Raw genomic sequence first — 22,467 nt, 5'->3', positions numbered from 1 at the left:
GCATGTCGTCGACCTCCATCGATCCCGGCCCGGCATCCCCGCCTTCGCTGTCGCCCGCCCGGCGTGCCTGGCGACGCTTTCGCAACAACCGCATGGGCTATTGGAGCCTGGTGGTGTTCTGCACGCTGGTCGTCATCAGCCTGTTCGCTGAGGCGATCAGCAACGACCGGCCGCTGGTGGTGCGCTACGAAGGGCAGTGGTATTTCCCCATCGTGCAGGACGTGCCGGAGACGACCTTCGGCGGCGACTTCGACACGCCGACCGACTACCTCGACCCGTTCATCGTCGAGCAGCTGCACAAGGGGGACAACTTCGCGATCTACCCGCTCAACCGCTACCACTACCGCACGATCAACTACTTCGCGAAGGAGCCCAACCCGGCGCCGCCGTCGCGCGACAACTGGCTGGGCACCGACGACCGCGGGCGCGACCTGTTCGCCCGGTTGCTGTACGGCTTCCGGGTCTCGGTGCTGTTCGCGCTGGCGCTGACGGTGATCGGCGTGGTGCTGGGCGTGGCCGCCGGGGCGGTCCAGGGCTACTACGGCGGCCGCACCGACCTGGCGTTCCAGCGCTTCATCGAGATCTGGAGCTCGATGCCGGAGCTGTACCTGCTGATCATCTTCGCCGCGGTGTTCGACCCGAGCATCCTGCTGCTGGTCGCGCTGCTCAGCCTGTTCGGCTGGATGGGCTTGTCCGACTACGTGCGCGCCGAATTCCTGCGCAACCGGCAGCTGGACTACGTGCGCTCGGCGCGGGCCCTGGGCCTGTCGAACTGGCAGATCATCTGGCGCCACCTGCTGCCCAACAGCCTGACTCCGGTGGTGACGTTCCTGCCGTTCCGCATGAGCGCGGCCATCCTGGCGCTGACCTCGCTGGACTTCCTCGGCCTGGGCGTGCCCGAAGGGACGCCCAGCCTCGGCGAGCTGCTGTCGCAGGGCAAGAACAACCTGGACGCGTGGTGGATCTCGCTGTCCACCTTCGTGGTGCTGGTGGGCACCTTGCTGCTGCTGACCTTCATGGGCGACGCGCTGCGCAATGCGCTGGACCCGCGCGTGCCGGACGACCCGCGCGCCGGGCGGCGCCGCGGCAAGCCGAAGCAGTCCCCGGCGCCGGCCGCGACGCCCGCATCCCCCTCGGAGACCGCGACATGAACGCACCGGTGCTGCTGGACGTGCAGGGACTGACCGTGGCCTTCGACGGCAAGCCGGTCGTGCATCGCCTGGACCTGCAGGTGCGGGCCGGCGAGAAGCTGGCCCTGGTGGGCGAGTCCGGCTCGGGCAAGACGGTCAGCGCGCTGTCGCTGCTGCGCCTGGTGCCGGGCGCCGAGGTCGAGGGCCGTGCCTGGCTGCGCGATGCCGGCGACGCCGGCGCCCAGGGGCAGGGGCGTGACCTGCTGTCGCTGTCAGAGCGCGAGCTGCGCGGGGTGCGGGGCCAGGACATCGCGGTGATCTTCCAGGAGCCGATGACGGCGCTCAACCCGCTGTACCCGGTGGGCGACCAGATCGCCGAGGTGGTCGAGCTGAAGCAGGGCCTGGGCAAGGCCGAGGCCTGGCAGCGTGCGGTGCAGCTGCTGGCCGACACCGGCATCCCGGAGCCCGAGCGCCGCGCGCGTGCCTTCCCGCACCAGCTCTCGGGCGGCCAGCGCCAGCGCGCGGTGATCGCGATGGCCCTGGCCGGCGAGCCGCGGCTGCTGCTGGCCGACGAGCCGACCACGGCGCTGGACGTGACGGTGCGCCAGCAGATCCTCGACCTGCTGGCGCAGCTGCAGCAGCGCATCGGCATGGCGGTGCTGCTGATCACGCACGACCTCAACCTGGTGCGGCGCTTCGCCGACCGGGTCGCGGTGATGGAGCACGGCCGGCTGGTCGAGCAGGGCCCGGTGGCCGAAGTGTTCGCCGCGCCACGCCACCCGTACACGCGCAAGCTGCTCGACAGCGTGCCCGAGCGGGACGTGGTGGCGCCGGCGCCTTCCGGCCAGCCACCCATCCTGCTGGGCCGGCGGCTGGTGGTGCGCTATCCCGTGCCGCTCGGCGGACTCAAGGGCTGGTTCCGCAAAGGGCGCTTCGACGCAGTCAAGGGCGTGGACCTGGAACTCGCGCCGGGGCGCACGCTGGGCGTGATCGGCGAATCGGGTTCGGGCAAGTCGACCTTGGCGCTGGCCGCGCTCGGCCTGCTGCGCCCGGACGAAGGCGAGCTGCGTATCGACGGGCGCGGCTGGCAGTACGTGCAGAAGGCCGACCGACCGCTGCGCCGCGTGATGCAGGTGGTGTTCCAGGACCCGTTCTCGTCGCTGTCGCCGCGCATGACGGTGGAGGCCCTGGTCGGCGAGGGCCTGACGGTGCATGCGCCGCACCTGGGGCCTGAGGAGCGGCGGGAGAGGGTGCGCGCGGTGCTGGCCGACGTGGGCCTGACCGAGGCGCAGTTCCCGGGACTGCTGTCGCGCTACCCGCACGAGTTCTCGGGCGGGCAGCGGCAGCGCCTGGCGATCGCCCGCGCGCTGATCGTCGAGCCGCGCCTGCTGGTGCTCGACGAGCCGACCAGCGCGCTGGACGTGACGATCCAGAAGCAGGTGCTGCAGCTGCTGCAGCGCCTGCAGCGCGAACACGGGCTCGCGTACCTGCTGATCACGCATGACGTGCAGGTGATCCGCGCGATGGCCCACGACGTGATCGTGATGAAGGACGGCGAGGTGGTCGAGCGCGGCCCGGTCGACGAGGTGCTGGCGCGGCCGCAGCATCCCTACACCCGCACGCTGCTGGCCGCGGCCTGAACCGGACCGCGGCATCCAGGACGTGTCCAGCAGGGCGCCGTCCCGGGTGTGCAGAAGCTGCCTCAGGCGTCGATGCGGCGCCAGGTCGGCTGGGTCGACTCGGTCTGGCGCTCGATCTCGGCGAGGCGGTCCAGCTCGGCGCAGACCTGCTCGAACGAGCCGCTCAGCAGGGCGCGGCGTCGGTCCTGCGGATCGCGCACGACGCGCAGGTGGCGTGCCGGCGCCGGCCCCAGCGCCGGCACGCGCACGGTCGGCGCGGCCTGCGCTGCCTGGCGGTGCACCCGCACCTCCCATTGGCCGCCCTTGCCGGCGATCAGGCACAGGCGCAGGTCGGCCTCGCTGTCGTCCCAGTTCGCGACCCACGGACGCACGACGAAGACCAGGGTGCGGCGCCGGCGCGCGGCGCGCTTGAGTGCACGCAGCTGCGTCATGCCCATCTCCGGCAGCCACACCACGAGCACGCCTTCCGATCCTTGTTGCAGCCAGTGCAGCGCGTCCTGCAGCACGGAGGCCGTCGGCGTACCGGTGGCAGCGTCGCCGGGTTCGGCGTCGCCCCAGGCCGGCAGGCCCGTCGATTCGAAACCGCCGATCGCGGCCAGGCCCACGCCACCCACGGGTGCGCCGATGGCGCCGAAGCGCTGCTGGCGCGCCGCTGCACCGGCCAGCGCGGGGGCGAGCAGGGCGAACTCGGGGTGGCCGGGCCGCGGGGCCAGCACCTCCACGAGGCCGTGGCACGGCCAGCCGCCACCGGGCAGGGCGGCATCGAGCATCGGAAAGCCGCTGGTCCAGGTGCTGGGCGCCGGCCCGGCCGGCTCCAGCCACGCCAGCGCCTGGCTCCAGCGCTTCCACCATGGCGAGCCGGCCGTCGGCGCGGCATCGTTGGCAGCATCGCGCGCGGCAGGGTCCCGGGCCGCCAGGCAGGTGGCAGGCGCCGGGCGCCAGGGGCGGTGCGGGAGTGCCGCCGGCCGGAACGACATCACCGGGGGAAGTCGAAACGCGTCGTGTTCAGGTGCACAGGGTGCATGGGCCATGTCCGTCTCCGAAAATCAAAACACCACCATGACGTTCGGCAGGATTGGTCGATGACAGGGCCTGTGCCCTGACGACTGCCCCGCGGGGATGCATGGGCGGCTGCCCATGAACGCCCGCCACCCACAGGGCAGCTGGAAAAAGTGCGCCTAGCCGCGGCCGGTCCCGCCGTTGCGCGGCGTGCCGTCCGGACCGCCCGGGGCCAATGCTTCCCCCTGGGCCTGCCCGTAGAGCAGCTTGCGCTGCGCGGTGTAGTGCCACCACGGCGCGGCCGGCGCGCCGCGCATGAAGTCCACCGCAGCCATGAAGCTGTCCAGTACGCACGGGTCGTGGCGAACGCCGGTGCGCGCGCACAGCTCCTGGTAGAGCACGAAGGCGTCGCGGCCGATCAGGTCGCGCGGGGTCTCGATGCCGATCAATCGCAGGCCCTGCGCCAGCGCCGGGCCGATGTTGGGCAGCGACTCGAGCGCCGCGTCGTCTGCCAGGCATGCACTGCGGTGCCGCGCCTTGGCCGGCTTGCCGCCCGAGCGCGTCGGGGTGGCCGGTCCTTGCGACGTGGTGCGCAGGGACGGTCCCCGGGAGGGCGCAGCGGACAGGACGGTGGCCGGCAGGGCCGCGGCGAGGTGCTTCATGGCGTCACATCAGCAGCGAGTTGCGGATCAGCCCGACGGCAATGCCTTCGAGCTCGAAATCCTGGCCGGGCTCGACGACGATGGTCTTGTAGTCGGGGTTCTCGGCGACCAGTTCGATGCTGCCGCGGCTGCGGCGGAAGCGCTTGACGGTGACCTCCTCGCCCAGCCGGGCGACGACGATCTGGCCGTTGCGGGCTTCCTTGGCACGCTGCACCGCGAGCAGGTCGCCGTCGAGGATGCCGGCGTCGCGCATGCTCATGCCGCGCACGCGCAGCAGGTAGTCGGGGCGGCTCGCGAACAGGCCGGCCTCGACGTGGTAGGTCTGGTCGATGTGTTCCTGGGCCAGGATGGGGCTGCCGGCCGCGACCCGGCCGACCAGCGGCAGGGCCAGCTGCGCCAGCCCGGGCAGGGGCAGGCTGAACTGCCGGCTGCGCGATTCGTTGAGCGAGCGCAGTGTGTCAGACTTGAGCCGGATGCCGCGCGACGTGCCGCCGACCAGCTCGATCACGCCCTTGCGCGCCAGGGCCTGCAGGTGCTCCTCCGCCGCGTTGGCCGAACGGAAGCCGAGCTCGGCGGCGATCTCTGCCCGCGTCGGCGGGGCGCCGGTGCGCTCGATGGCACTCTTGATCAGGTCCAGCACCTGTTGCTGGCGGGCGGTGAGTTTGGGTTGATGGTCCACGGACACCTCGCGAAGTGACGGCCTGCCGGCACGGACCAGGCGACTGGCCTTGATCCCGGATACTGTGCAGGCATCCAGTAACTGTATTTTTATCCAGTTTTCCGAGAAATGCAAAGCAACGAGCACGGCCCCATCGTCATCCTGGGCACCGGCGGCACGATCGCCGGCACCGCGGCCGACCCGCATGACAACGTCGGCTACCGCGCGGCGCAGCTGGGCGTGGCCGACCTGGTCGCGGCGGTGCCGGCGCTGGCCCGCTGGCCGCTGGAGACCGAGCAGGTGGCCCAGCTCGACAGCAAGGACATGGACTTCGGGGTGTGGCAGTTGCTGGCGCAGCGCGTGGCGCACCACTTGGCGCGTCCCGAAGTGCGCGGCGTCGTGGTCACGCACGGCACCGACACGCTGGAGGAGACGGCGTATTTCCTGCACCGCCTGCTGGCGCCGGCCAAGCCGGTGGTGATGGTCGCGGCGATGCGTCCGGCCAGCGCCTTGCGGCCGGACGGCCCGCAGAACCTGCTGGATGCGGTGACGGTGGCGGCAACGCCCGGGGCCCGGGGGGTGCTCGCGGTGCTGGCCGGGCAGGTGCACAGCGGGCTGGAGGTGCGCAAGGCCCACACCTACCGGCTCGATGCGTTCGGCTCCGGCGATGCCGGCCCGCTGGGCTACGTGGAGGAAGGACGGCTGCGCCAGCTGCGCGACTGGCCGCAGGGCGAGCCGCTCGGGCTGGCATGCCTGCCGGCGTCGCCCGCCGGCTGGCCCTGGGTGGAGATCGTCAGCAGCCACGCCGGCGCGGATGGCCGCTGGGCCGCGGCCCTGGCCGGGCTGCCGGTGCAGGGGCTGGTGGTGGTCGGCACCGGCAACGGCACGGTGCACGAACGGCTGGAGGCCGAGCTGGTGCGGGCGCAGGCACGCGGGGTGCGCGTGCTGCGCTGCTCGCGCTGCGCCGAGGGGGTGGTGGTGCCGACGGGCCGGCAGGCGCTGCCGTCGGCCGGGGCGCTGACCCCGTGGAAGGCCCGCGTGGAGCTGATGCTGCAGCTGATGGCGGCCGGCTGAGCCGCCACCCGCGCAACGCGCCTCAGAGCACGTCGAGCGTCACGTCGATGTTGCCGCGCGTGGCGTTCGAATACGGGCAGACCTTGTGCGCCGCCTCGACCAGCGCCTGCGCGTCGCCGCGCTCCCAGCCGGGCAGCGACACGCCCAGCTTCACCTGCAGCCCGAACCCGCCCGGGATCGGGCCGATGCCGACGGTGCCGGTCACCGAGGCGTCAGCCGGCAGGGGCTTCTTCTGCTGCGAGGCGACGAACTTCATCGCGCTCAGGAAGCAGGCCGAATAGCCGGCCGCGAACAGCTGCTCCGGGTTGGTCGCCGCGCCGCCGGGGCCGCCCAGCTCCTTCGGGGTGGCCAGCTTGACGTCGAGCACGCCATCGGACGAGACGGCGCGTCCGTCTCGGCCGCCGGTTGCGGTGGCCTGGACCTGGTAGAGGACTTTGTCGAGTGCCATGAGCTTCTCCTGAGGCGAGGTGGGTGGAGGGGACGGGTCTGCCCGGGTCAGAGAAAGCATCGTTCCTGCCCGGCTCAGGCGGCGCGCGCTTCGTCGCGGGCCGCTGATTCGACGAGCTGGGGGGAGAGCCGGCGTCGCAGCGCGTGCAGGCGCTGGCGCAGGTCGGCAAGTTCTTCCATGGAGCACCGGGTGGCGCAGCCGATCGCCCTGGGCACGGCGATCGCCCGGGCCCGCAGGGCGCGGCCCTCTGGCGTCAGCGAGACCACCACGCGCCGTTCGTCGTCCTTGGCCCGCGCGCGCACCAGCCAGCCGGCGGCTTCCATGCGCTTGAGCAGCGGGGTGAGCGTGCCCGAGTCGAGGAACAGCCGCTCGCCGAGGGCGCCGACGCTCAGGCCATCCTGCTCCCACAGCACCAGCATCACCAGGTACTGCGGGTAGGTCAGCCCCAGCCGGTCGAGCAGGGGCTTGTACAGCTTGGTCATGGCCAGCGAGGTGGCGTACAGCGCGAAGCACAGCTGGTGGTCGAGCTGCAGCAGCGCGTCGTCGGACGAGATCGGGGCAGGCTTGCGGGATATCATGGCAGGAATGGTAGAGACCGATTTAATTGCGCACAATTTAATTGGCGGCAACCATGCCACGGGTGCGGTCATGGGGGTCAGGCGCTCAGCCGCTCGATGTCTTCGGACAGCTCGAGCCAGCGCAGCTCCAGCGCCTCGGTCTCGTCGGCGATGGCCTTGAGGCGCCGGCCGTGCCCGGCCACCTGGGCCGGGTCGAGGTGGCCGCTGGCGAAGGCGGCCTCGATCGCGGCCTTCTCCTCGGCCAGCGCGGCGAGGCGGGCGTCGACCTGCGCCAGCTCCTTCTTCAGCGGGCGCAGCTGTTCGGCCAGGCGCTGGCGCTCCTGGGCCTGGGCCTTGCGCTCCTCGCGCCGGTTGGCCGCGGGCGGGGCAGCCCCGGGCCGCGACGTCGGGGAGGCGGCGTCCGCCGGGGCCGCCGCCTCGCGCTGCAGGCGCGCCTGCTCGAGCAGCCAGCGCTGGTAGTCGTCCAGGTCGCCGTCGAAGGGCTGCACCGTGCCGCCGGCGACCAGCCAGAACTCGTCGCACACCTCGCGCAGCAGCGCGCGGTCGTGGCTGACCAGCATCACCGTGCCCTCGAAGCCGTTGAGCGCCATGCTGAGCGCCTCGCGGGTGGTCAGGTCCAGATGGTTGGTCGGCTCGTCGAGCAGCAGCAGGTTGGGGCGCTGCCACACCAGCATGGCCAGCACGAGGCGCGCCTTCTCGCCGCCGCTCATGGTGCCGGTGGCCTGGGACACCATGTCGCCGGTGAAGCGGAAGCGGCCGAGGAAGTCGCGCAGTTCCTGCTCGCGCGCCTGCGGGCTGACCTCGCGGGCCAGCCGCACCATGTGCTGCAGCGGCGATTCGTCCGGGCGCAGCACGTCCATCTCCTGCTGCGCGAAGTAGCCGATCGCCAGGCCCTTGCCCTCGGTGATCTGCCCGCCCAGCGGCGGCAGCACGCGGGCGACGGTCTTGACCAGCGTGGACTTGCCCTGGCCGTTGGCGCCCAGGATGCCGATGCGCTGGCCGGCCAGCACGGTGCGGCGCACGTCGCGCACGATCACGGTCGGGCTGCCGTCGGCGCCGGTGTAGCCGCACGCCACGTCCTTGAGCGCCAGCATGGGGTTGGGCAGGCTCTCGGGCTCGCGGAACTCGAAGCTGAAGTCGGCGCTGGTCAGCACCGGCGCGAGCTTTTCCATCCGCTCCAGCGCCTTGACGCGGCTTTGCGCCTGCCGGGCCTTGGTTGCCTTGGCCTTGAAGCGGTCGATGAAGCGCTGCAGCTGGGCGATCTTCTCCTGCTGGCGCTCGTAGGCCGCCTGCTGCTGCTGCAGGCGCTCGGCGCGCATCGCCTCGAAGGCGGTGTAGTTGCCGGTGTAGCGGGTCAGGCGCGCGTCCTCGAGGTGCAGCGTCACGCGCGTGATCGCGTCGAGGAACTCGCGGTCGTGGCTGATCACCAGCATCATGCCCTCGAAGCGCTTGAGCCAGCTCTCCAGCCAGACCAGGGCGTCGAGGTCCAGGTGGTTGGTCGGTTCGTCGAGCAGCAGCAGGTCGGCCGGGCACATCAGCGCGCGCGCCAGCTGCAGCCGCATGCGCCAGCCGCCCGAGAAGCTGTTGACCGGACGCTCGAGCTGCCCGGACTTGAAGCCCAGGCCCATCAACAGCGCCTGGGCGCGGGCACGCGCGTCGAAGCCGCCGGCGTCCTGGATGCGCTGGTGCGCCTCGGCGATCGCGGTGCCGTCGCCGCGTGCCTCGGCCTCGGCCAGCGCGGCCTGCGCTTCCATCAGCGGGGTGTCGCCGGCCAGCACGAAGTCGGTCGCGCTGTCCTCGGTGTCGGGCATGGACTGCACGACCTCGGCAATGCGCCAGCGCGGCGGCAGCTCCACGTCGCCGGCGTCGGGGTGCAGGGCGCCGGTCAGCAGCGCGAACAGCGAGGACTTGCCGGCGCCGTTGCGTCCCACCAGGCCGACCTTCTCGCCCGGATGCAGCGTGACGTTGGCGCCCTCGAGCACGACCTTGGTGCCGCGGCGCAGCGTGACGTTCTTCAGCACGATCATGGCCGCGAGGCCTCCAGCAGCGCGGCGCGGGTCACCAGCAGCACCTGGTCGGTGCCGGCGCTGGTGTCCAGCCAGACCACCTCGAGCCGCGGGAAGGCGGCCTCGAAGTGCTCGCGCTCGTTGCCGATCTCGAGCACCAGCACCGCGTCCTCGCTCATGTGCTGCGGCGCCTCGCGCAGCAGGCGGCGCACCAGGTCCATGCCGTCCTCGCCGCCGGCCAGCGCCAGCGCCGGTTCGGCCCGGTACTCGGGCGGCAGCGCCGCCATCGAGCGCGCGTTGACGTAGGGCGGGTTGCACAGGATCAGGTCGTACGGGCCGGCCACCTGCGACAGCAGGTCGCTGCGCAGCAGGCGGATGCGCGCGCCGAGCTGGTGGCGCTCGACGTTGATGTGGGCCACGGCGAGCGCGTCCCCGGAGATGTCGGCGGCGTCCACTTCGACCTCGGGGTAGGCCAGCGCGGCCAGCACGGCAAGGCTGCCGTTGCCGGTGCACAGGTCCAGCACGCGGCGGGTGCGGTCGGACAGCCAGGGGTCGATGGTGCCGTCGGCCAACAGCTCGGCGATGAAGGAGCGCGGCACGATGGCGCGCTCGTCGACATAGAACGACACGCCCTGCAGCCAGGCTTCGCGGGTCAGGTAGGCGGCCGGCTTGCGGGTGGCGATGCGTTGCTCGACCAGCTCCTGCGCGCGCCGTTCCTGCTCTGGGGCGAGCGGCTGCCCGGCCACGTCGTCCAGGCCGTCCAGCGGGTGGCCGAGCGCCCACAGCACCAGCCAGGCAGCCTCGTCCCCGGCGTTGTCGGTGCCGTGTCCAAACGAAACGCCCGCCTCTTCGAGGCGGGCGCTGCAGCGCTCGATGAGTTCGATGACGGTCATGTCGCGATCAGACGCTCGAGCGTCTTGCGGTAGATGTTCTTGAGCGGCTCGATGAAGGCCACGTCCACGTGCTCGTCGATCTTGTGGATGGTGGCATTGGGCGGGCCGAACTCGATCACCTGCGGGCAGATGCGCGCGATGAAGCGGCCATCCGAGGTGCCGCCGGTGGTCGACAGTTCAGGCGTCACCTGCATCTCGCTTTCGATCGCCGCCACCAGCGCCTGGCTCAGTTCGCCGGGCGGGGTCAGGAAGGGCAGGCCGCCCAGCGTCCATTGCAGCTCGTAGTCCAGGCCGTGGCGGTCCAGCACCTCGTGCACGCGCTGCTGCAGCGCCTCCGGGGTCGACTCCGTGCAGTAGCGGAAGTTGAAGTCGACCACCAGCTCGCCCGGGATCACGTTGGTCGCGCCGGTGCCGGCGTGGATGTTGGAGATCTGCCAGGAGGTCGGCGGGAAGAACTCGTTGCCGCGGTCCCATTCGATCGTGGTCAGCTCGGCCAGTGCCGGCGCGGCCAGGTGGACCGGGTTGCGCGCCAGCTGCGGGTAGGCGATGTGGCCCTGCACGCCCTTGACCACCAGCCGGCCCGACAGCGAGCCGCGGCGGCCGTTCTTGATCATGTCGCCCAGCGTCTCGACCGAGGTCGGTTCGCCGACGATGCACCAGTCCAGCCGCTCGCCGCGCGCCTGCAGCGCCTCGCAGACCTTGACCGTGCCGTCCAGCGCCGGGCCTTCCTCGTCGCTGGTGATCAGGAAGGCGACCGAGCCGGCGTGCTGCGGGTGGCTCGCGACGAACTCCTCGACCGCCACGACCATCGCCGCCAGCGACGTCTTCATGTCCGAGGTGCCGCGCCCGTAGAGCTTGCCGTCGCGGTGGGTGGGCACGAACGGGTCGCTGTGCCAGCGCTCGACGGGGCCGGTGGGTACCACGTCGGTGTGGCCGGCGAACACCAGCGTGCGCCCGGCCGCGCCCGCGCTGCCGGTGCGCTTGGCCCACAGGTTGGTGACGCGGAACTCCGGCGGGCCGCTTTCGATGGTCTCGCAGGCGAACCCGACGCCGCGCAGGCGTTCGGCGATCAGCGCCTGGCAGCCGGCATCGTCGGGCGTGACCGACGGGCGGGAAACCAGTTCCTCGACGAGGCGCAGGGTGGCGGTCATGTCAGCGGTTGAGGGTGCCGAAGCCGGTCGTGCCGAACCCGGTGGTGCCGAAGCCGCTGCCGCGCTCGTCGCGCACGTCCAGGGTGATCTCGGTGAAGGACGGGCCGTCGTCGATCTCTTCCTTCTTCTGCTCGACCTTGGATTGCGGCCCGACCACGTTCTGCAGGCGCCACATCAGGTTGGTCGGCGAGTCGGCGTAGGTGAGGCCCTCCTCGCGGGTGACCAGCCCTTCGTGGATCAGGCGGGCGATGTCCTGCTCGAAGGTCTGCGAGCCTTCGGCCATGGACTTCTCCATCGCCTCCTTGACGCCGGAGAAGTCGCCTTTCTCGATCAGCTCGGCCACCAGCTTGGTGTTGAGCAGCACCTCGACCGCCGGGATCCGCCCGCCGGTCACCGCGCGCATCAGGCGCTGCGAGACGATGGCCTTCAGGCCCGAGGCCAGGTCCGACAGCAGCGCGGGGCGCGCCTCGGGCGTGTAGAACGACAGGATCCGGCCCAGCGCGTGGTAGCTGTTGTTCGCGTGCAGCGTGGCCAGCACGAGGTGGCCGGACAGCGCGTACGACAGCGCCGCGGTCATGGTCTCGCGGTCGCGGATCTCGCCGATCAGGATGCAGTCGGGCGCCTGGCGCAGCGCGTTCTTCAGGCCCACCTGCAGCGACTGCGTGTCGCGGCCGACCTCGCGCTGGTTGATCACCGACTTCTTGTTGGTGAACAGGAACTCGATCGGGTCCTCGATGGTGAGGATGTGGCCCGCCACCAGCTGGTTGCGGTGCTCCAGCATTGCCGCGAGCGTGGTGCTCTTGCCGGTGCCGGTGGCCCCCACCATCAGGATCAGCCCGCGCTTTTCCATCACCAGGTTGGCGAGGATGGGCGGGACGTTGAGCGATTCCAGCGACGGGATCTCGCTCGGGATGCAGCGGAACACCGCGGCGATCGAGCCGCGCTGCTTGAAGGCGCTCAGGCGGAAGCTCGCGACGTTGGGCAGCACCAGGCCGATGTTGAGTTCGCCGGTGTCGTCCAGCTCCTCGAGCTGCGCCGGGGTGAGCACCTCGGCGAGCAGCTGGCGCGGCTGCTGGGGCGACAGCGGCTGGTCGCTGACCTGCAGGATCTGCCCGTGGATCTTGATGAGGATGGGCGTCCTGGCGGACAGGTAGACGTCCGACGCCTTCTTCTCCGCCATCAACCGGAGCACCCGCTCCATGTTCCCGCTGCTCATCGCGATCCCTCCGTCCTGGCTGTGTGCTGTCGTCCCGGTTCGCCGCGGCCGCGCGTTCAGGCGCGCAGCAGTTCGTTGATGCTGGTCTTGGCGCGCGTCTGGGCGTCCACGCGCTTGACGATCACCGCGCAGTACAGGCTGTACTTGCCGTCGGCGCTGGGCAGGCTGCCCGGCACGACGACCGAGCCGGCCGGCACGCGGCCGTAGATGATCTCGCCGGTCTCGCGATCGTAGATCTTGGTGCTCTGGCCGATGAACACGCCCATCGAGATCACCGAGTTCTCCTCGACGATCACGCCTTCGACGATCTCCGAGCGCGCGCCGATGAAGCAGTTGTCCTCGATGATGGTCGGGTTGGCCTGCAGCGGCTCGAGCACGCCGCCGATGCCCACGCCGCCGGACAGGTGCACGTTCTTGCCGATCTGCGCGCAGGAGCCGACCGTGGCCCAGGTGTCGACCATGGTGCCTTCGTCGACGTAGGCGCCGATGTTGACGTACGAGGGCATCAACACCACGTTCTTCGCGATGTAGCTGCCGCGGCGCGCGACGGCCGGCGGCACCACGCGCACGCCGGTGGCGCGCATCTCCTCCTCGGACAGGTGCGCGAACTTGGTCTGCACCTTGTCGAAGAAGCCCAGGTCGCCGGCGTGCATCGGCGCGTTGTCCTTCAGGCGGAAGCTCAGCAGCACCGCCTTCTTGATCCACTGGTGCGTGACCCACTGGCCGTCGATCTTCTCCGCCACGCGCACGCGGCCCTTGTTCAGGTCGGCGATCACCTGCTCGACGGCATCGCGCACCTCGGCCGGGGCAGCACTGGGGGAGAGGCTGGCGCGGTCCTCCCACGCCTGGTTGATGAGGGCTTCGAGTTGTTGGGTCATGGTGTTGTCGTGTACTTCAGGACAGGGATCGGACGTAGGCCACGATGCGTTCGGCCGCTTCGACGCATTCGTCGACTTCGGCAACGAGCGCCATGCGCACGCGCCCGGCGCCCGGGTTGATGCCGTGCGCTTCGCGCGCGAGATAGCTGCCGGGCAGGACGGTGACATTGTATTGAGCGAGCAGCCCGCGGGCGAACTCGGTGTCGCTGCCCGGCACCTTGGCCCAGAGGTAGAAGCCGGCATCGGGCAGCGCCACGTCCAGCACCTCGGCCAGCATCGGTGTCACCTTGGCGAACTTCGCGCGGTACTTTTCCCGGTTTTCGGCCACGTGCTGCTCGTCGCCCCAGGCCGCGATGCTGGCCTGCTGCACCACCGGGCTCATCGCGCCGCCATGGTAGGTGCGGTACAGCAGGAAGGACTTCAGGATCTGCGCGTCGCCGGCGACGAAGCCGGAGCGCATGCCCGGCACGTTGGAGCGCTTGGACAGGCTGGTCAGCGCGATCAGGTTGCGGAAGTCGCCGCGCCCCAGCTTGAGCGCGGCCTCCAGCCCGCCCAGCGGCGGCTGGTCGTCGCGGAAGTAGATCTCGGAGTAGCACTCGTCCGAGGCGATCACGAAGCCGTGGCGGTCGCTCAGCTCGAACAGGCGCGCCCACTCGTCGAGCGACATCACCGCGCCGGTCGGGTTGCCCGGCGAGCAGACGTACAGCAGCTGGGTGGCGGCCCAGGTGGCCTCGGGGATGCCCGTCAGGTCCGGCGCGAAGTTGCGCGCCGGGTCGCTGTTGGCGTAGGCCACGCGGGCGCCGGCCAGCAGGGCCGCGCCTTCGTAGATCTGGTAGAAGGGGTTGGGGCAGACCACCACCGGCCCCCCCTGGTCGCGGTGCCGCGTCGGGTCGATCACGGTCTGCGCCAGCGCGAACAGCGCCTCGCGGGTGCCGTTGACCGGCAGGACCTGGGTCGCCGGGTCGAGCGTGACGCCGTAGCGGCGCTGCACCCAGCCGGCCATCGCCTCGCGCAGCCGGATGTCACCGGCCGTGGCCGGGTAGTTGGCCAGCCCCGCCAGCGCGGCCGTGACCGCCTGCTGGATGAAGGCCGGCGTCGGGTGCTTGGGCTCGCCGATGCCCAGGCTGATGGGGCGGTAGGCCGGGTTGGGCTGAATGTCCTTGACCAGCGCGCGCAGCCGCTCGAACGGATAGGGTTGCAGCTTGGAGAGCAGGGGGTTCATCGCGGATTCCCGGGCGTCAGCCGAGCAGGCCGGTCTCGTGCGCGTGCTGCGGCAGCTCGATGCGCGGCTGGGGCTTCCAGCCCTTCTTGCGATGCTCGGCGACGACGTTGGTGTAGATGCCGCCGCGCACGTACCACTTGGCCGTGATGCGGATGTAGCGCGGATCGATCGCCTTGACGATGTCATCCAGGATGTCGTTGGTGACTTTCTCGTGGAACGCGCCTTCGTTGCGGTAGCTCCACATGTACATCTTCAGGCTCTTGAGCTCCACGCACAGCTTGTCGGCGATGTAGTCGATCGTGAAGTGCGCGAAGTCGGGCTGGCCGGTCAGCGGGCAGTGGCAGGTGAACTCGGGGATCTGGAACTGGATCACATAGTCCCGCTTCGGGGCCGGGTTCGGAAAGACATGCAGCTCCTTGGACGGTGCCGAGGGCGGCGTGGCCGGCACCGGGCGCTGTTTGGGGGCTGCGGCCTTGGTGGCGGCAGGACGGGAGGCGGTTCTCGACACGGTCTTGGGCATGGTGAAAACGACAGCTCTGGACACAGTTCAGCGAAGGGGCGGATGGTATCATCCCGCCTCGATCGAAACTCGCCGGAGCGCGAGATTTTCCAAGCAAATCAAGCACTTAAAGCGGTGTTGGTGGCGCTTTGCGACAGGCGTGCGCCGCCCCGTGCGGTTTCCAGCCCATGCGCCTGAACTCGATCAAGCTGTCCGGCTTCAAGTCCTTCGCCGAGCCGACCCACTTCCAGCTGCCCGGCCAGCTCGTCGGCGTGGTCGGCCCCAACGGTTGCGGCAAGTCCAACATCATGGACGCCGTGCGCTGGGTGCTGGGGGAGTCCAAGGCGTCCGAGCTGCGCGGCGAGTCGATGCAGGACGTCATCTTCAACGGTTCCAGCAACCGCAAGCCGGCCAGCCGCGCCAGCGTCGAGCTGGTGTTCGACAACAGCGACGCGCGCGCCGGCGGGCAGTGGAACCAGTTCACCGAGATCGCCGTCAAGCGCGTGCTCACGCGTGACGGCACCTCCAGCTATTTCATCAACAACCAGCCGGTGCGCCGCCGCGACGTGCAGGACGTGTTCCTGGGCACGGGCCTGGGCCCGCGCGCCTACGCGATCATCGGCCAGGGCACGATCAGCCGCATCATCGAGTCCAAGCCCGAGGAGCTGCGCATGTTCCTCGAGGAGGCCGCCGGCGTCTCGAAGTACAAGGAGCGCCGCCGCGAGACCGAGAACCGGCTCAAGGACACGCGCGAGAACCTCACCCGCGTCGAGGACATCCTGCGCGAGCTCAACGCCAACCTCGAGAAGCTCGAGAAGCAGGCCGAGGTCGCGACCCAGTACCGCACGCTGCAGGAGCAGGGCACGCTGAAGCTGCACCAGCTGTGGTTCCTGAAGCACCGCGACGCGGCCAGCGAGCAGGAGCGCCTGCACAAGGAGGTGCTGGAGGCCACCAACGCGCTGGAGGCGCGCCTGGCCGAGCTGCGCCACGTCGAGGCCGAGCTGGAGACCATCCGGCAGGCCCACTATGCCGCCAGCGACGAGCTGCACACCGCGCAGGCCGCGCTGGCCGAGGCCAACCTGGAGGTCAGCCGCCTGGAAGAGCGCATCCGCTACGTGGTCGAGGGTCGCCAGCGGGTCGAGCAGCGCCTGGTCGAGCTCAAGGCCCAGAGCGAGCAGTGGGCGCAGCGGCGCGCCGATGCAGAGGCCGAACTGGAAACCATCGCCGAGCAGATCGCGCAGGCCGAGGAACAGGCCGAGATCCTCGCCGCGCAGGCCGAGGAGCAGGCGGCCAACCTGCCCGGCTACGAGGACGCGGTGCGTGCGGCCACCCAGCGCGCCAACGAGCAGCGATCGGCCGTCGCCAACGTGCAGCAGCAGATCCAGCTGCTGGCGGCCGAGTCGCGCAACGTCGAGGAACAGGCGCGCCAGCTGACGCTGCGCCGCGAGCGCCTGGCGAGCGAGGTCAAGGGGCTGGCCGCGCCCGACGAGCTGCGCTTGGCCGAGCTGACCCGCCAGCACGAGCAGGCCGCCGAGGCGCTGGCGATTGCCGAGGAACGCCTGCACGAGCTGACCGAGCAGGTGCCGCAGCTCGACGAGGACCGCCGCGCCAAGCAGGAGCAGGTCAACGCCGAGACCGCCAGGCAGGCCGACCTGAGCGCCCGCCTGGAGGCGCTGCGCGCACTGCAGGAGAAGGTGCAGACCGAAGGCAAGCTCAAGCCGTGGCTGGCCAAGCACGGGCTGGACGGGCTGCCGGGCCTGTGGACCCAGGTGCACATCGAGCCGGGCTGGGAAACCGCGCTGGAATCGGCACTGCGCGAGCGGCTCAACGCGCTGGAGGTCGGCCGGGTCGAGACCGTGCGCGCCTTCGCGAGCGACGCCCCGCCGGCCAAGCTGGCGTTCTACACGCTGCCGTCGGCGGCGATCAGCAACACCCACCAGACGCTGCCGCGCCTGTCGGACCTGCTGCGCCTGAACGACGCAGGGCTCAAGGCGCTGCTCAACGACTGGCTGGAAGGCGTCTACACCGCTGCCTCGCTGGACGAGGCGCTGGCCGAGCGCGGCAAGCTCACGCACGGCGAGGTCATCATGACCCGCGAGGGGCATGCGGTGTCCCAGTACTCGGTGAGCTTCTACGCCCCGGACTCCGAGCAGGCCGGGATGCTGCAGCGCGCGCAGGAGATCGAGAACCTGGAGCGCCAGGTACGCGCCCAGGCCCTGATCGCCGAAGACGCCCGCACCGCGCTGGTGCGCGCCGAGGCCGCCTACACCGACGCCACGCAGCGGCTGGCCGGCGCGCGCCGCGAGGCCGCCGAGCTGCAGTCGCGCGCCTACCAGCTGCAGGTCGAGCTGCTGCGCCTGACCCAGCAGGCCGAGCAGACCAGCGCCCGGCGCGGGCAGATCGAGGAGGAACTCGCCGAGATCGACGGCCAGCTCGAGGAGCTCAACGAGCGCCGCGCCACCGGCGAGGCGCGCTTCGAGGAGCTCGACATGGCGCTGGCCAACGAGCAGGAGCGCCACGCCGAGCTGGAAGAGGCGGTGATCGAGGCCGAGCGCAAGCTCAACGAGGCGCGCGAGCAGCTGCGTTCGCTGGAGCGCGAGGCCCAGGAGGCGCAGTTCTCGGCGCGCGCGCTGGCCGCGCGGCGGGGCGAGCTGCAGCGCTCGATCGAGACGGCCAACCAGCAGATCGCGCTCAACGAGCAGACCGCGCAGCAGCTGCAGTCCGAGCTGGACGGCTTCAACGACGCCGCGGCGCAGGCCGGCCTGGAGGAAGCCCTGGCCGTCAAGCTGGACCGCGAGTCGGCGCTGGCGGCCAAGCGCAGCGAGTACGACGACCTGGCCGCCAAGCTGCGCCGCGCCGAGGAGCAGCGCATGGAATTCGAGCGCAGCCTGCAGCCGCTGCGCGACCGCATCACCAAGCTGCAGCTGGAAGAGCAGGCCGCGTCGCTCGGCGGCGCGCAGTTCATGGAGCAGCTGACCCAGGCCGGGGTCGACCTGGAGGCGCTGCAGAAGTCCATCGAGGAAGGCAACGTCAAGCTCTACGGCCTGCAGGGCGAGATCGACCGCATCAACCGCGAGATCAACGCGCTGGGCGCGGTCAACCTCGCGGCGCTGGACGAACTGGCCGCCGCGCGCGAGCGCAAGACCTTCCTGGATGCGCAGTCGTCGGACCTGAACGACGCGATCCGCACGCTGGAAGACGCGATCCACAAGATCGACATGGAGACGCGCGACCTGCTGAAGAAGACCTTCGACATCGTCAACGAGCACTTCGGCAAGCTCTTCCCCAGCCTGTTCGGCGGCGGCAACGCGAAGCTGGTGATGACCGGCGACGAGATCCTCGATTCCGGCGTGCAGGTCATGGCCCAGCCGCCGGGCAAGAAGAACAGCACCATCCACCTGCTGTCCGGCGGTGAGAAGGCGCTGACCGCGATCGCGCTGGTGTTCGCGATGTTCCAGCTCAACCCGGCGCCGTTCTGTCTGCTCGACGAGGTGGATGCCCCGCTCGACGACGCCAACACCGAGCGTTATGCCAACCTGGTCAAGAGCATGTCCAAGAACACGCAGTTCCTGTTCATCTCGCACAACAAGATCGCGATGGAAATGGCCGAGCAGCTGATCGGCGTGACGATGCAGGAGCAGGGCGTCTCCCGCATCGTGGCGGTCGACATGGAAGCCGCGATCAGCATGGCGGAGGCAGCGTGAGCAGCCTGCAGACCGCACTGGCGATCGTCGGCGGCCTGGTGCTGGCCGGCGTGGTGGCGCATGGCGCCTGGCAGGCCCGACGCGCCGGCGTGCGCACGGCCGAACGGCGCCCCGCCGAGCCGCCGCGCCACATCGAACCGAGCTTCGGCGAGCCGGGCGACGCGGCATCCGCGGGCGAGGGGACGGAGGCCGACGCGCTGCCGTCCGTGCCGCCGCTGGTCAGCCCGCTGCCGGCGTTGCGGCGCCACCCGGGCGTGCGGCTGGACCCGCTGGTCGACGCGATCGCGACGCTGTCGACCGAGACGCCGGTCAGCGGCGACAGCGTGCTCGCCCACCTGCCGCCCACGCGCCGCGCCGGCAGCAAGCCGTTCTTCATCGAGGCGCTCAACGTCGAGACCTCGGAATGGGAGGCGCCCCAACCCGGCCACAGCTACCGCGAGTTCCAGGCCGGCGTGCAACTGGCCAACCGCACCGGCGCGCTGAACGAGATCGAGTATTCCGAGTTCGTGCAGAAGGTGCAGGCCTTTGCCGACGCGCTCGGCGCCGCGGTGGACTTCCCGGACATGCTGGACGTGGTCGCGCGCGCCCGCGAGCTGGACCAGTTCGCCAGCCAGCACGACGCGCAGCTGGCCTGCCGCCTGCACGCCAAGGGCGCGGCCTGGACGGTGTCGTACCTGCAGCAGCACGCCAGCCGCCACGGCTTCGTGCCGGGCGTGGTGCCCGGCCGCCTGGTGCTGCCGGCGCGGGAGGAGGGCTCGCCGCCGGTGCTGAGCCTGCAGTTCGACCCGCAGGCGGCCTTTGCCGACGACCCGAACCTGGCCGCGGTGCGCGACGTGACGCTGTCCTTCGACGTGCCGCAGACCGCGCCGGGCGAACAGCCCTTCCAGGCCTGGCAGGCCAGTGCCCAGGCGCTGGCGCAGGACATGGACGCGGTGATCGTCGACGACGCCGGCCAGCCGCTCACCGGGCCGGCCTTCGAGGCCATCGGCCGCGAGCTGGAGCAGCTGTACCAGACGCTGGAAGAGCGGGGCCTGGGTGCCGGCTCGCCCGCGGCGCGCCGGCTCTTCAGCTGAAGGGGGCCGGACGATGACGCCCGACCTGTTTGACGACGCGCCGGGGGCGCGCGCCGACGGCCCGGCCGAGCGCGCCGCCTGGCTGCGCGAGCAGCTCAACCACCATGCCTACCTCTACTACGTGCTCGACGCGCCGGAGATCCCGGACGCCGAGTACGACCGCCTGTTCCAGGAACTGCAGGCGATCGAGGCCGCGCACCCCGAGCTGCTGACCCCGGACTCGCCGACCCAGCGCGTGATCGGCAAGGTGCTCGACGGCCTGACGCCGGTGAAGCACGCGCTGCCGATGCTGTCGATCCGCACCGAGACCGACACCACCGCCGGCGGCGCGCAGGCCTTCGACGCGCGCGTGCGGCGCGAGCTGGGGCTGGACGCCGATGCGCCGCCGGTGGAGTACTGCGCGGAGCTGAAGTTCGACGGGCTGGCCATCAACCTGCGCTACGAGGACGGCGTGCTCGTGCAGGCGACCACGCGCGGCGACGGCGAGACCGGCGAGGACGTGACGCAGAACGTGCGCACGATCGGCCAGATCCCGCTGCGGCTGCGTGGCAAGGCGCCGCCGCTGATCGAGATCCGCGGCGAGGTCTACATGCGGCGCGACGACTTCGAGCGCCTGAATGCCCGCCAGCGCGAGCGCGGCGAGAAGACCTTCATCAACCCGCGCAACACCGCCGCCGGCGCGATCCGCCAGCTCGACCCCAAGGGGCTGGCCGACAAGAAGCTGAGCTTCTACGCCTACGGGTTGGGCGTGACCGAGGGCTGGGACGCGCCGGCCACGCACAGCGCGACGCTGGATGCGATCGCCGCCTTCGGCGTGCCGGTGAACGACCTGCGCGCGGTGGTGCATGGCGCGCAAGGGCTGGTGGCCTACCACGAGCGCATCGCGAAGCTGCGCGACCAGCTGCCGTTCGACATCGACGGCGTGGTCTACAAGGTCAACCGCATCGACCTGCAGAAGCAGCTGGGCTTCGTGACGCGCGAGCCGCGCTGGGCGGTCGCGCACAAGTACCCGGCGCAGGAGGAGATGACGCGGCTCAACGGCATCGAGGTGCAGGTGGGCCGCACCGGCAAGCTGACGCCGGTGGCCAAGCTGGAACCGGTGTTCGTCGGCGGCACGACGGTCAGCAACGCGACGCTGCACAACCTGTTCGAGCTGCGGCGCAAGGGCGTGCGCGTGGGCGACACGGTCATCGTGCGCCGTGCCGGCGACGTGATCCCCGAGGTGGTGGGCCGCGTGCCCGGCCCGCGCAATGACTACGTGCCGAACTTCCGCATGCCGCGCCACTGCCCGGTGTGCGGCAGCGACGTCCGGCGCGAGAAGGGCAGCGTCGAGCACCGCTGCACCGGCGGGCTGTTCTGTGCCGCGCAGCGCAAGCAGGCGCTGCTGCACTACGCGAGCCGGCGCGCGATGGACATCGAAGGCCTGGGCGAGAAGCTCGTCGACCAGCTGGTGGACGGCGGCCTGGTGCGCACGCTGCCGGACCTGTACCGGCTCGACGTCGCGCAGCTGGCGGCGCTGGACCGCATGGGCGAGAAGAGTGCCGCCAACCTCGTCGCGGCGCTCGGGAAGAGCAAGGACACGACGCTGCCGCGCTTCCTGTACGCGCTGGGCATCCGCCACGTGGGCGAGACCACCGCCAAGGACCTGGCGCGCCACTTCGGCACGCTGGAGCGCGTGATGGACGCGAGCGTCGAGCAGCTGCTCGAGGTGAACGATGTCGGCCCGGTGGTGGCGCAGAGCATCCGCACCTTCTTCGAACAGGAGCACAACCGCGAGGTGGTGCAGCAGCTGCGTGAGGCCGGCGTGCACTGGAGCGAAAGCGACGGCCAGGCCGATGCCGCGCCCAAGCCGCTGGCCGGCAAGACCCTGGTGCTGACCGGCACGCTGCCGAACCTGACGCGCGACCAGGCCAGGGAGCTGATCGAGGCCGCCGGCGGCACGGTGGCCGGCTCGGTGTCGAAGAAGACCGACTACGTGGTGGCCGGCGCGGAAGCCGGCAGCAAGCTGGCCAAGGCGCAGGAGCTGGGCGTGCCCGTGCTGGACGAGGCGGGGCTGCAGCAGCTGCTGCAGGGCGCCGGCTGAAGGAGGGCGACGATGGCAGTCCGCGAGATCCTGAGGATGGGCGACGCGCGCCTGTTGCGGGTGGCCCGGCCGGTCGAGCAGTTCGACACGCCGGAACTGCGCGCGCTGATCGCCGACATGTTCGACACGATGGCTGCCGCCAACGGCGCGGGACTGGCCGCGCCGCAGATCGGGGTGAACCTGGCGGTGGTGATCTTCGGCTTCGACCACAACCCGCGCTACCCGGACGCGCCCCCGGTGCCGCGCACCGTGCTGATCAACCCGTCGATCGAGCCGCTGTCCGACGACGAGGAAGAGGGCTGGGAAGGCTGCCTGTCCGTGCCGGGGATGCGCGGCGTGGTGCCGCGCTGGAAGCACATCCGCTACACGGGCTACGACCCGCAGGGCCGGCGCATCGAGCGCGAGGCCGAGGGCTTCCACGCCCGGGTGGTGCAGCACGAGTGCGACCACCTGATCGGCAAGCTCTATCCGATGCGCATCCGCGACTTCACGCGCTTCGGCTACACCGAGGTGCTGTTCCCCGGGCTGGACGCGGCCTCGGACGACTGAACCG

The 22,467-nt window shown here is 70.9% G+C and carries 19 protein-coding genes; 7 read left to right on the top strand and 12 right to left on the bottom strand.

What is annotated here, in order from left to right; all coding sequences use genetic code 11:
- The first annotated feature begins 2 nt into the window (after window positions 1-2).
- On the top strand, window positions 3-1,151 hold the full coding sequence (locus IS481_RS09410; RefSeq protein WP_104356669.1) for an ABC transporter permease: 1,149 nt from the start codon (window positions 3-5) through the stop codon (window positions 1,149-1,151).
- A complete protein-coding gene (locus IS481_RS09405; RefSeq protein ID WP_104356670.1) occupies window positions 1,148-2,770 on the top strand; it encodes an ABC transporter ATP-binding protein in 1,623 nt (540 codons plus the stop codon). The genes IS481_RS09410 and IS481_RS09405 overlap by 4 nt, the downstream gene beginning before the upstream one ends.
- Window positions 2,771-2,832: 62 nt before the next feature.
- Here the strand turns inward: IS481_RS09405 and IS481_RS09400 are convergent, their stop codons facing one another.
- The 3 genes from IS481_RS09400 to lexA all read right to left on the bottom strand — a co-directional run bounded on the left by IS481_RS09400 (window position 2,833) and on the right by lexA (window position 5,110).
- Window positions 2,833-3,747, bottom strand: coding sequence for a hypothetical protein (locus tag IS481_RS09400; RefSeq protein WP_104356671.1), 915 nt, complete (start codon window positions 3,745-3,747; stop codon window positions 2,833-2,835).
- Between the two features lie 201 nt (window positions 3,748-3,948).
- Window positions 3,949-4,431: a helix-hairpin-helix domain-containing protein gene (locus IS481_RS09395; protein WP_104356672.1), complete on the bottom strand. Its 483-nt coding sequence runs from the start codon at window positions 4,429-4,431 to the stop codon at window positions 3,949-3,951.
- A gap of 4 nt (window positions 4,432-4,435) precedes the next feature.
- Window positions 4,436-5,110 carry a transcriptional repressor LexA gene (gene lexA / locus IS481_RS09390; protein WP_104356673.1) on the bottom strand — a complete coding sequence of 225 codons (675 nt, stop codon included), beginning with the start codon at window positions 5,108-5,110 and terminating at the stop codon, window positions 4,436-4,438.
- Window positions 5,111-5,218: 108 nt separating this feature from the next.
- Between lexA and IS481_RS09385 the strand changes: the two genes are divergently transcribed.
- A complete protein-coding gene (locus IS481_RS09385) occupies window positions 5,219-6,163 on the top strand; it encodes an asparaginase (protein ID WP_104356674.1) in 945 nt (314 codons plus the stop codon).
- A 22-nt stretch (window positions 6,164-6,185) separates the two neighbouring features.
- Here the strand turns inward: IS481_RS09385 and IS481_RS09380 are convergent, their stop codons facing one another.
- The 9 genes from IS481_RS09380 to queF all read right to left on the bottom strand — a co-directional run bounded on the left by IS481_RS09380 (window position 6,186) and on the right by queF (window position 15,075).
- Window positions 6,186-6,611 (bottom strand): organic hydroperoxide resistance protein, encoded by a 426-nt coding sequence (locus IS481_RS09380; protein ID WP_104356675.1) that lies wholly within the window; start codon window positions 6,609-6,611, stop codon window positions 6,186-6,188.
- A gap of 74 nt (window positions 6,612-6,685) precedes the next feature.
- Window positions 6,686-7,189, bottom strand: a complete 504-nt coding sequence (locus tag IS481_RS09375; protein ID WP_104356676.1) for a MarR family winged helix-turn-helix transcriptional regulator — start codon at window positions 7,187-7,189, stop codon at window positions 6,686-6,688.
- A gap of 77 nt (window positions 7,190-7,266) precedes the next feature.
- Window positions 7,267-9,216 carry an ABC-F family ATP-binding cassette domain-containing protein gene (locus tag IS481_RS09370; RefSeq protein WP_104356677.1) on the bottom strand — a complete coding sequence of 650 codons (1,950 nt, stop codon included), beginning with the start codon at window positions 9,214-9,216 and terminating at the stop codon, window positions 7,267-7,269.
- On the bottom strand, window positions 9,213-10,088 hold the full coding sequence (gene prmB, locus IS481_RS09365; RefSeq protein WP_104356678.1) for a 50S ribosomal protein L3 N(5)-glutamine methyltransferase: 876 nt from the start codon (window positions 10,086-10,088) through the stop codon (window positions 9,213-9,215). The genes IS481_RS09370 and prmB overlap by 4 nt, the downstream gene beginning before the upstream one ends.
- Window positions 10,085-11,239 carry a succinyl-diaminopimelate desuccinylase gene (gene dapE, locus IS481_RS09360; RefSeq protein ID WP_104356679.1) on the bottom strand — a complete coding sequence of 385 codons (1,155 nt, stop codon included), beginning with the start codon at window positions 11,237-11,239 and terminating at the stop codon, window positions 10,085-10,087. The genes prmB and dapE overlap by 4 nt, the downstream gene beginning before the upstream one ends.
- Window position 11,240: 1 nt before the next feature.
- Window positions 11,241-12,455 (bottom strand): PilT/PilU family type 4a pilus ATPase, encoded by a 1,215-nt coding sequence (locus IS481_RS09355; protein ID WP_104356680.1) that lies wholly within the window; start codon window positions 12,453-12,455, stop codon window positions 11,241-11,243.
- Window positions 12,456-12,511: 56 nt separating this feature from the next.
- A complete protein-coding gene (gene dapD, locus IS481_RS09350) occupies window positions 12,512-13,333 on the bottom strand; it encodes a 2,3,4,5-tetrahydropyridine-2,6-dicarboxylate N-succinyltransferase (RefSeq protein ID WP_104356681.1) in 822 nt (273 codons plus the stop codon).
- A gap of 16 nt (window positions 13,334-13,349) precedes the next feature.
- On the bottom strand, window positions 13,350-14,555 hold the full coding sequence (gene dapC / locus IS481_RS09345) for a succinyldiaminopimelate transaminase (RefSeq protein WP_104356682.1): 1,206 nt from the start codon (window positions 14,553-14,555) through the stop codon (window positions 13,350-13,352).
- A 16-nt stretch (window positions 14,556-14,571) separates the two neighbouring features.
- Entirely contained in the window at window positions 14,572-15,075 is a 504-nt protein-coding gene (queF, locus tag IS481_RS09340; protein WP_104356683.1) for a preQ(1) synthase, read from the bottom strand.
- Between the two features lie 167 nt (window positions 15,076-15,242).
- Between queF and smc the strand changes: the two genes are divergently transcribed.
- The 4 genes from smc to def are packed head-to-tail and all read left to right on the top strand — an operon-like array spanning window position 15,243 to window position 22,463.
- A complete protein-coding gene (gene smc / locus IS481_RS09335) occupies window positions 15,243-18,758 on the top strand; it encodes a chromosome segregation protein SMC (protein ID WP_104356684.1) in 3,516 nt (1,171 codons plus the stop codon).
- Complete coding sequence (locus IS481_RS09330; protein WP_104356685.1) at window positions 18,755-19,831, top strand: cell division protein ZipA C-terminal FtsZ-binding domain-containing protein; 1,077 nt, start codon at window positions 18,755-18,757, stop codon at window positions 19,829-19,831. Before smc ends, IS481_RS09330 begins: the two co-directional genes overlap by 4 nt.
- Before the next feature lie 13 nt (window positions 19,832-19,844).
- On the top strand, window positions 19,845-21,914 hold the full coding sequence (gene ligA / locus IS481_RS09325; protein WP_104356686.1) for an NAD-dependent DNA ligase LigA: 2,070 nt from the start codon (window positions 19,845-19,847) through the stop codon (window positions 21,912-21,914).
- Between the two features lie 12 nt (window positions 21,915-21,926).
- Window positions 21,927-22,463: a peptide deformylase gene (def, locus tag IS481_RS09320; protein ID WP_104356687.1), complete on the top strand. Its 537-nt coding sequence runs from the start codon at window positions 21,927-21,929 to the stop codon at window positions 22,461-22,463.
- The last annotated feature ends 4 nt before the right edge of the window (window positions 22,464-22,467 follow it).

The organism is Caldimonas thermodepolymerans, from assembly GCF_015476235.1.
Lineage (GTDB): Bacteria > Pseudomonadota > Gammaproteobacteria > Burkholderiales > Burkholderiaceae_C > Caldimonas > Caldimonas thermodepolymerans.
The sequence above is the reverse complement of the archived record's forward strand: the minus strand, read 5'-3'. Positions and strand labels throughout refer to the sequence as shown.

What these genes read in the sequence shown, in the direction of transcription:
- IS481_RS09410 (WP_104356669.1), top strand. Translation starts at nt 3, where the DNA reads ATGTCGTCGACCTCCATCGATCCCGGCCCGGCATCCCCGCCTTCGCTG.
- IS481_RS09375 (WP_104356676.1), bottom strand. Translation starts at nt 7,189, where the DNA reads ATGATATCCCGCAAGCCTGCCCCGATCTCGTCCGACGACGCGCTGCTG.
- IS481_RS09395 (WP_104356672.1), bottom strand. Translation starts at nt 4,431, where the DNA reads ATGAAGCACCTCGCCGCGGCCCTGCCGGCCACCGTCCTGTCCGCTGCG.
- ligA (WP_104356686.1), top strand. Translation starts at nt 19,845, where the DNA reads ATGACGCCCGACCTGTTTGACGACGCGCCGGGGGCGCGCGCCGACGGC.
- dapC (WP_104356682.1), bottom strand. Translation starts at nt 14,555, where the DNA reads ATGAACCCCCTGCTCTCCAAGCTGCAACCCTATCCGTTCGAGCGGCTG.
- IS481_RS09385 (WP_104356674.1), top strand. Translation starts at nt 5,219, where the DNA reads ATGCAAAGCAACGAGCACGGCCCCATCGTCATCCTGGGCACCGGCGGC.
- queF (WP_104356683.1), bottom strand. Translation starts at nt 15,075, where the DNA reads ATGCCCAAGACCGTGTCGAGAACCGCCTCCCGTCCTGCCGCCACCAAG.
- IS481_RS09380 (WP_104356675.1), bottom strand. Translation starts at nt 6,611, where the DNA reads ATGGCACTCGACAAAGTCCTCTACCAGGTCCAGGCCACCGCAACCGGC.
- def (WP_104356687.1), top strand. Translation starts at nt 21,927, where the DNA reads ATGGCAGTCCGCGAGATCCTGAGGATGGGCGACGCGCGCCTGTTGCGG.
- IS481_RS09400 (WP_104356671.1), bottom strand. Translation starts at nt 3,747, where the DNA reads ATGTCGTTCCGGCCGGCGGCACTCCCGCACCGCCCCTGGCGCCCGGCG.
- IS481_RS09355 (WP_104356680.1), bottom strand. Translation starts at nt 12,455, where the DNA reads ATGAGCAGCGGGAACATGGAGCGGGTGCTCCGGTTGATGGCGGAGAAG.
- IS481_RS09405 (WP_104356670.1), top strand. Translation starts at nt 1,148, where the DNA reads ATGAACGCACCGGTGCTGCTGGACGTGCAGGGACTGACCGTGGCCTTC.
- dapD (WP_104356681.1), bottom strand. Translation starts at nt 13,333, where the DNA reads ATGACCCAACAACTCGAAGCCCTCATCAACCAGGCGTGGGAGGACCGC.
- smc (WP_104356684.1), top strand. Translation starts at nt 15,243, where the DNA reads ATGCGCCTGAACTCGATCAAGCTGTCCGGCTTCAAGTCCTTCGCCGAG.
- IS481_RS09370 (WP_104356677.1), bottom strand. Translation starts at nt 9,216, where the DNA reads ATGATCGTGCTGAAGAACGTCACGCTGCGCCGCGGCACCAAGGTCGTG.
- dapE (WP_104356679.1), bottom strand. Translation starts at nt 11,239, where the DNA reads ATGACCGCCACCCTGCGCCTCGTCGAGGAACTGGTTTCCCGCCCGTCG.
- prmB (WP_104356678.1), bottom strand. Translation starts at nt 10,088, where the DNA reads ATGACCGTCATCGAACTCATCGAGCGCTGCAGCGCCCGCCTCGAAGAG.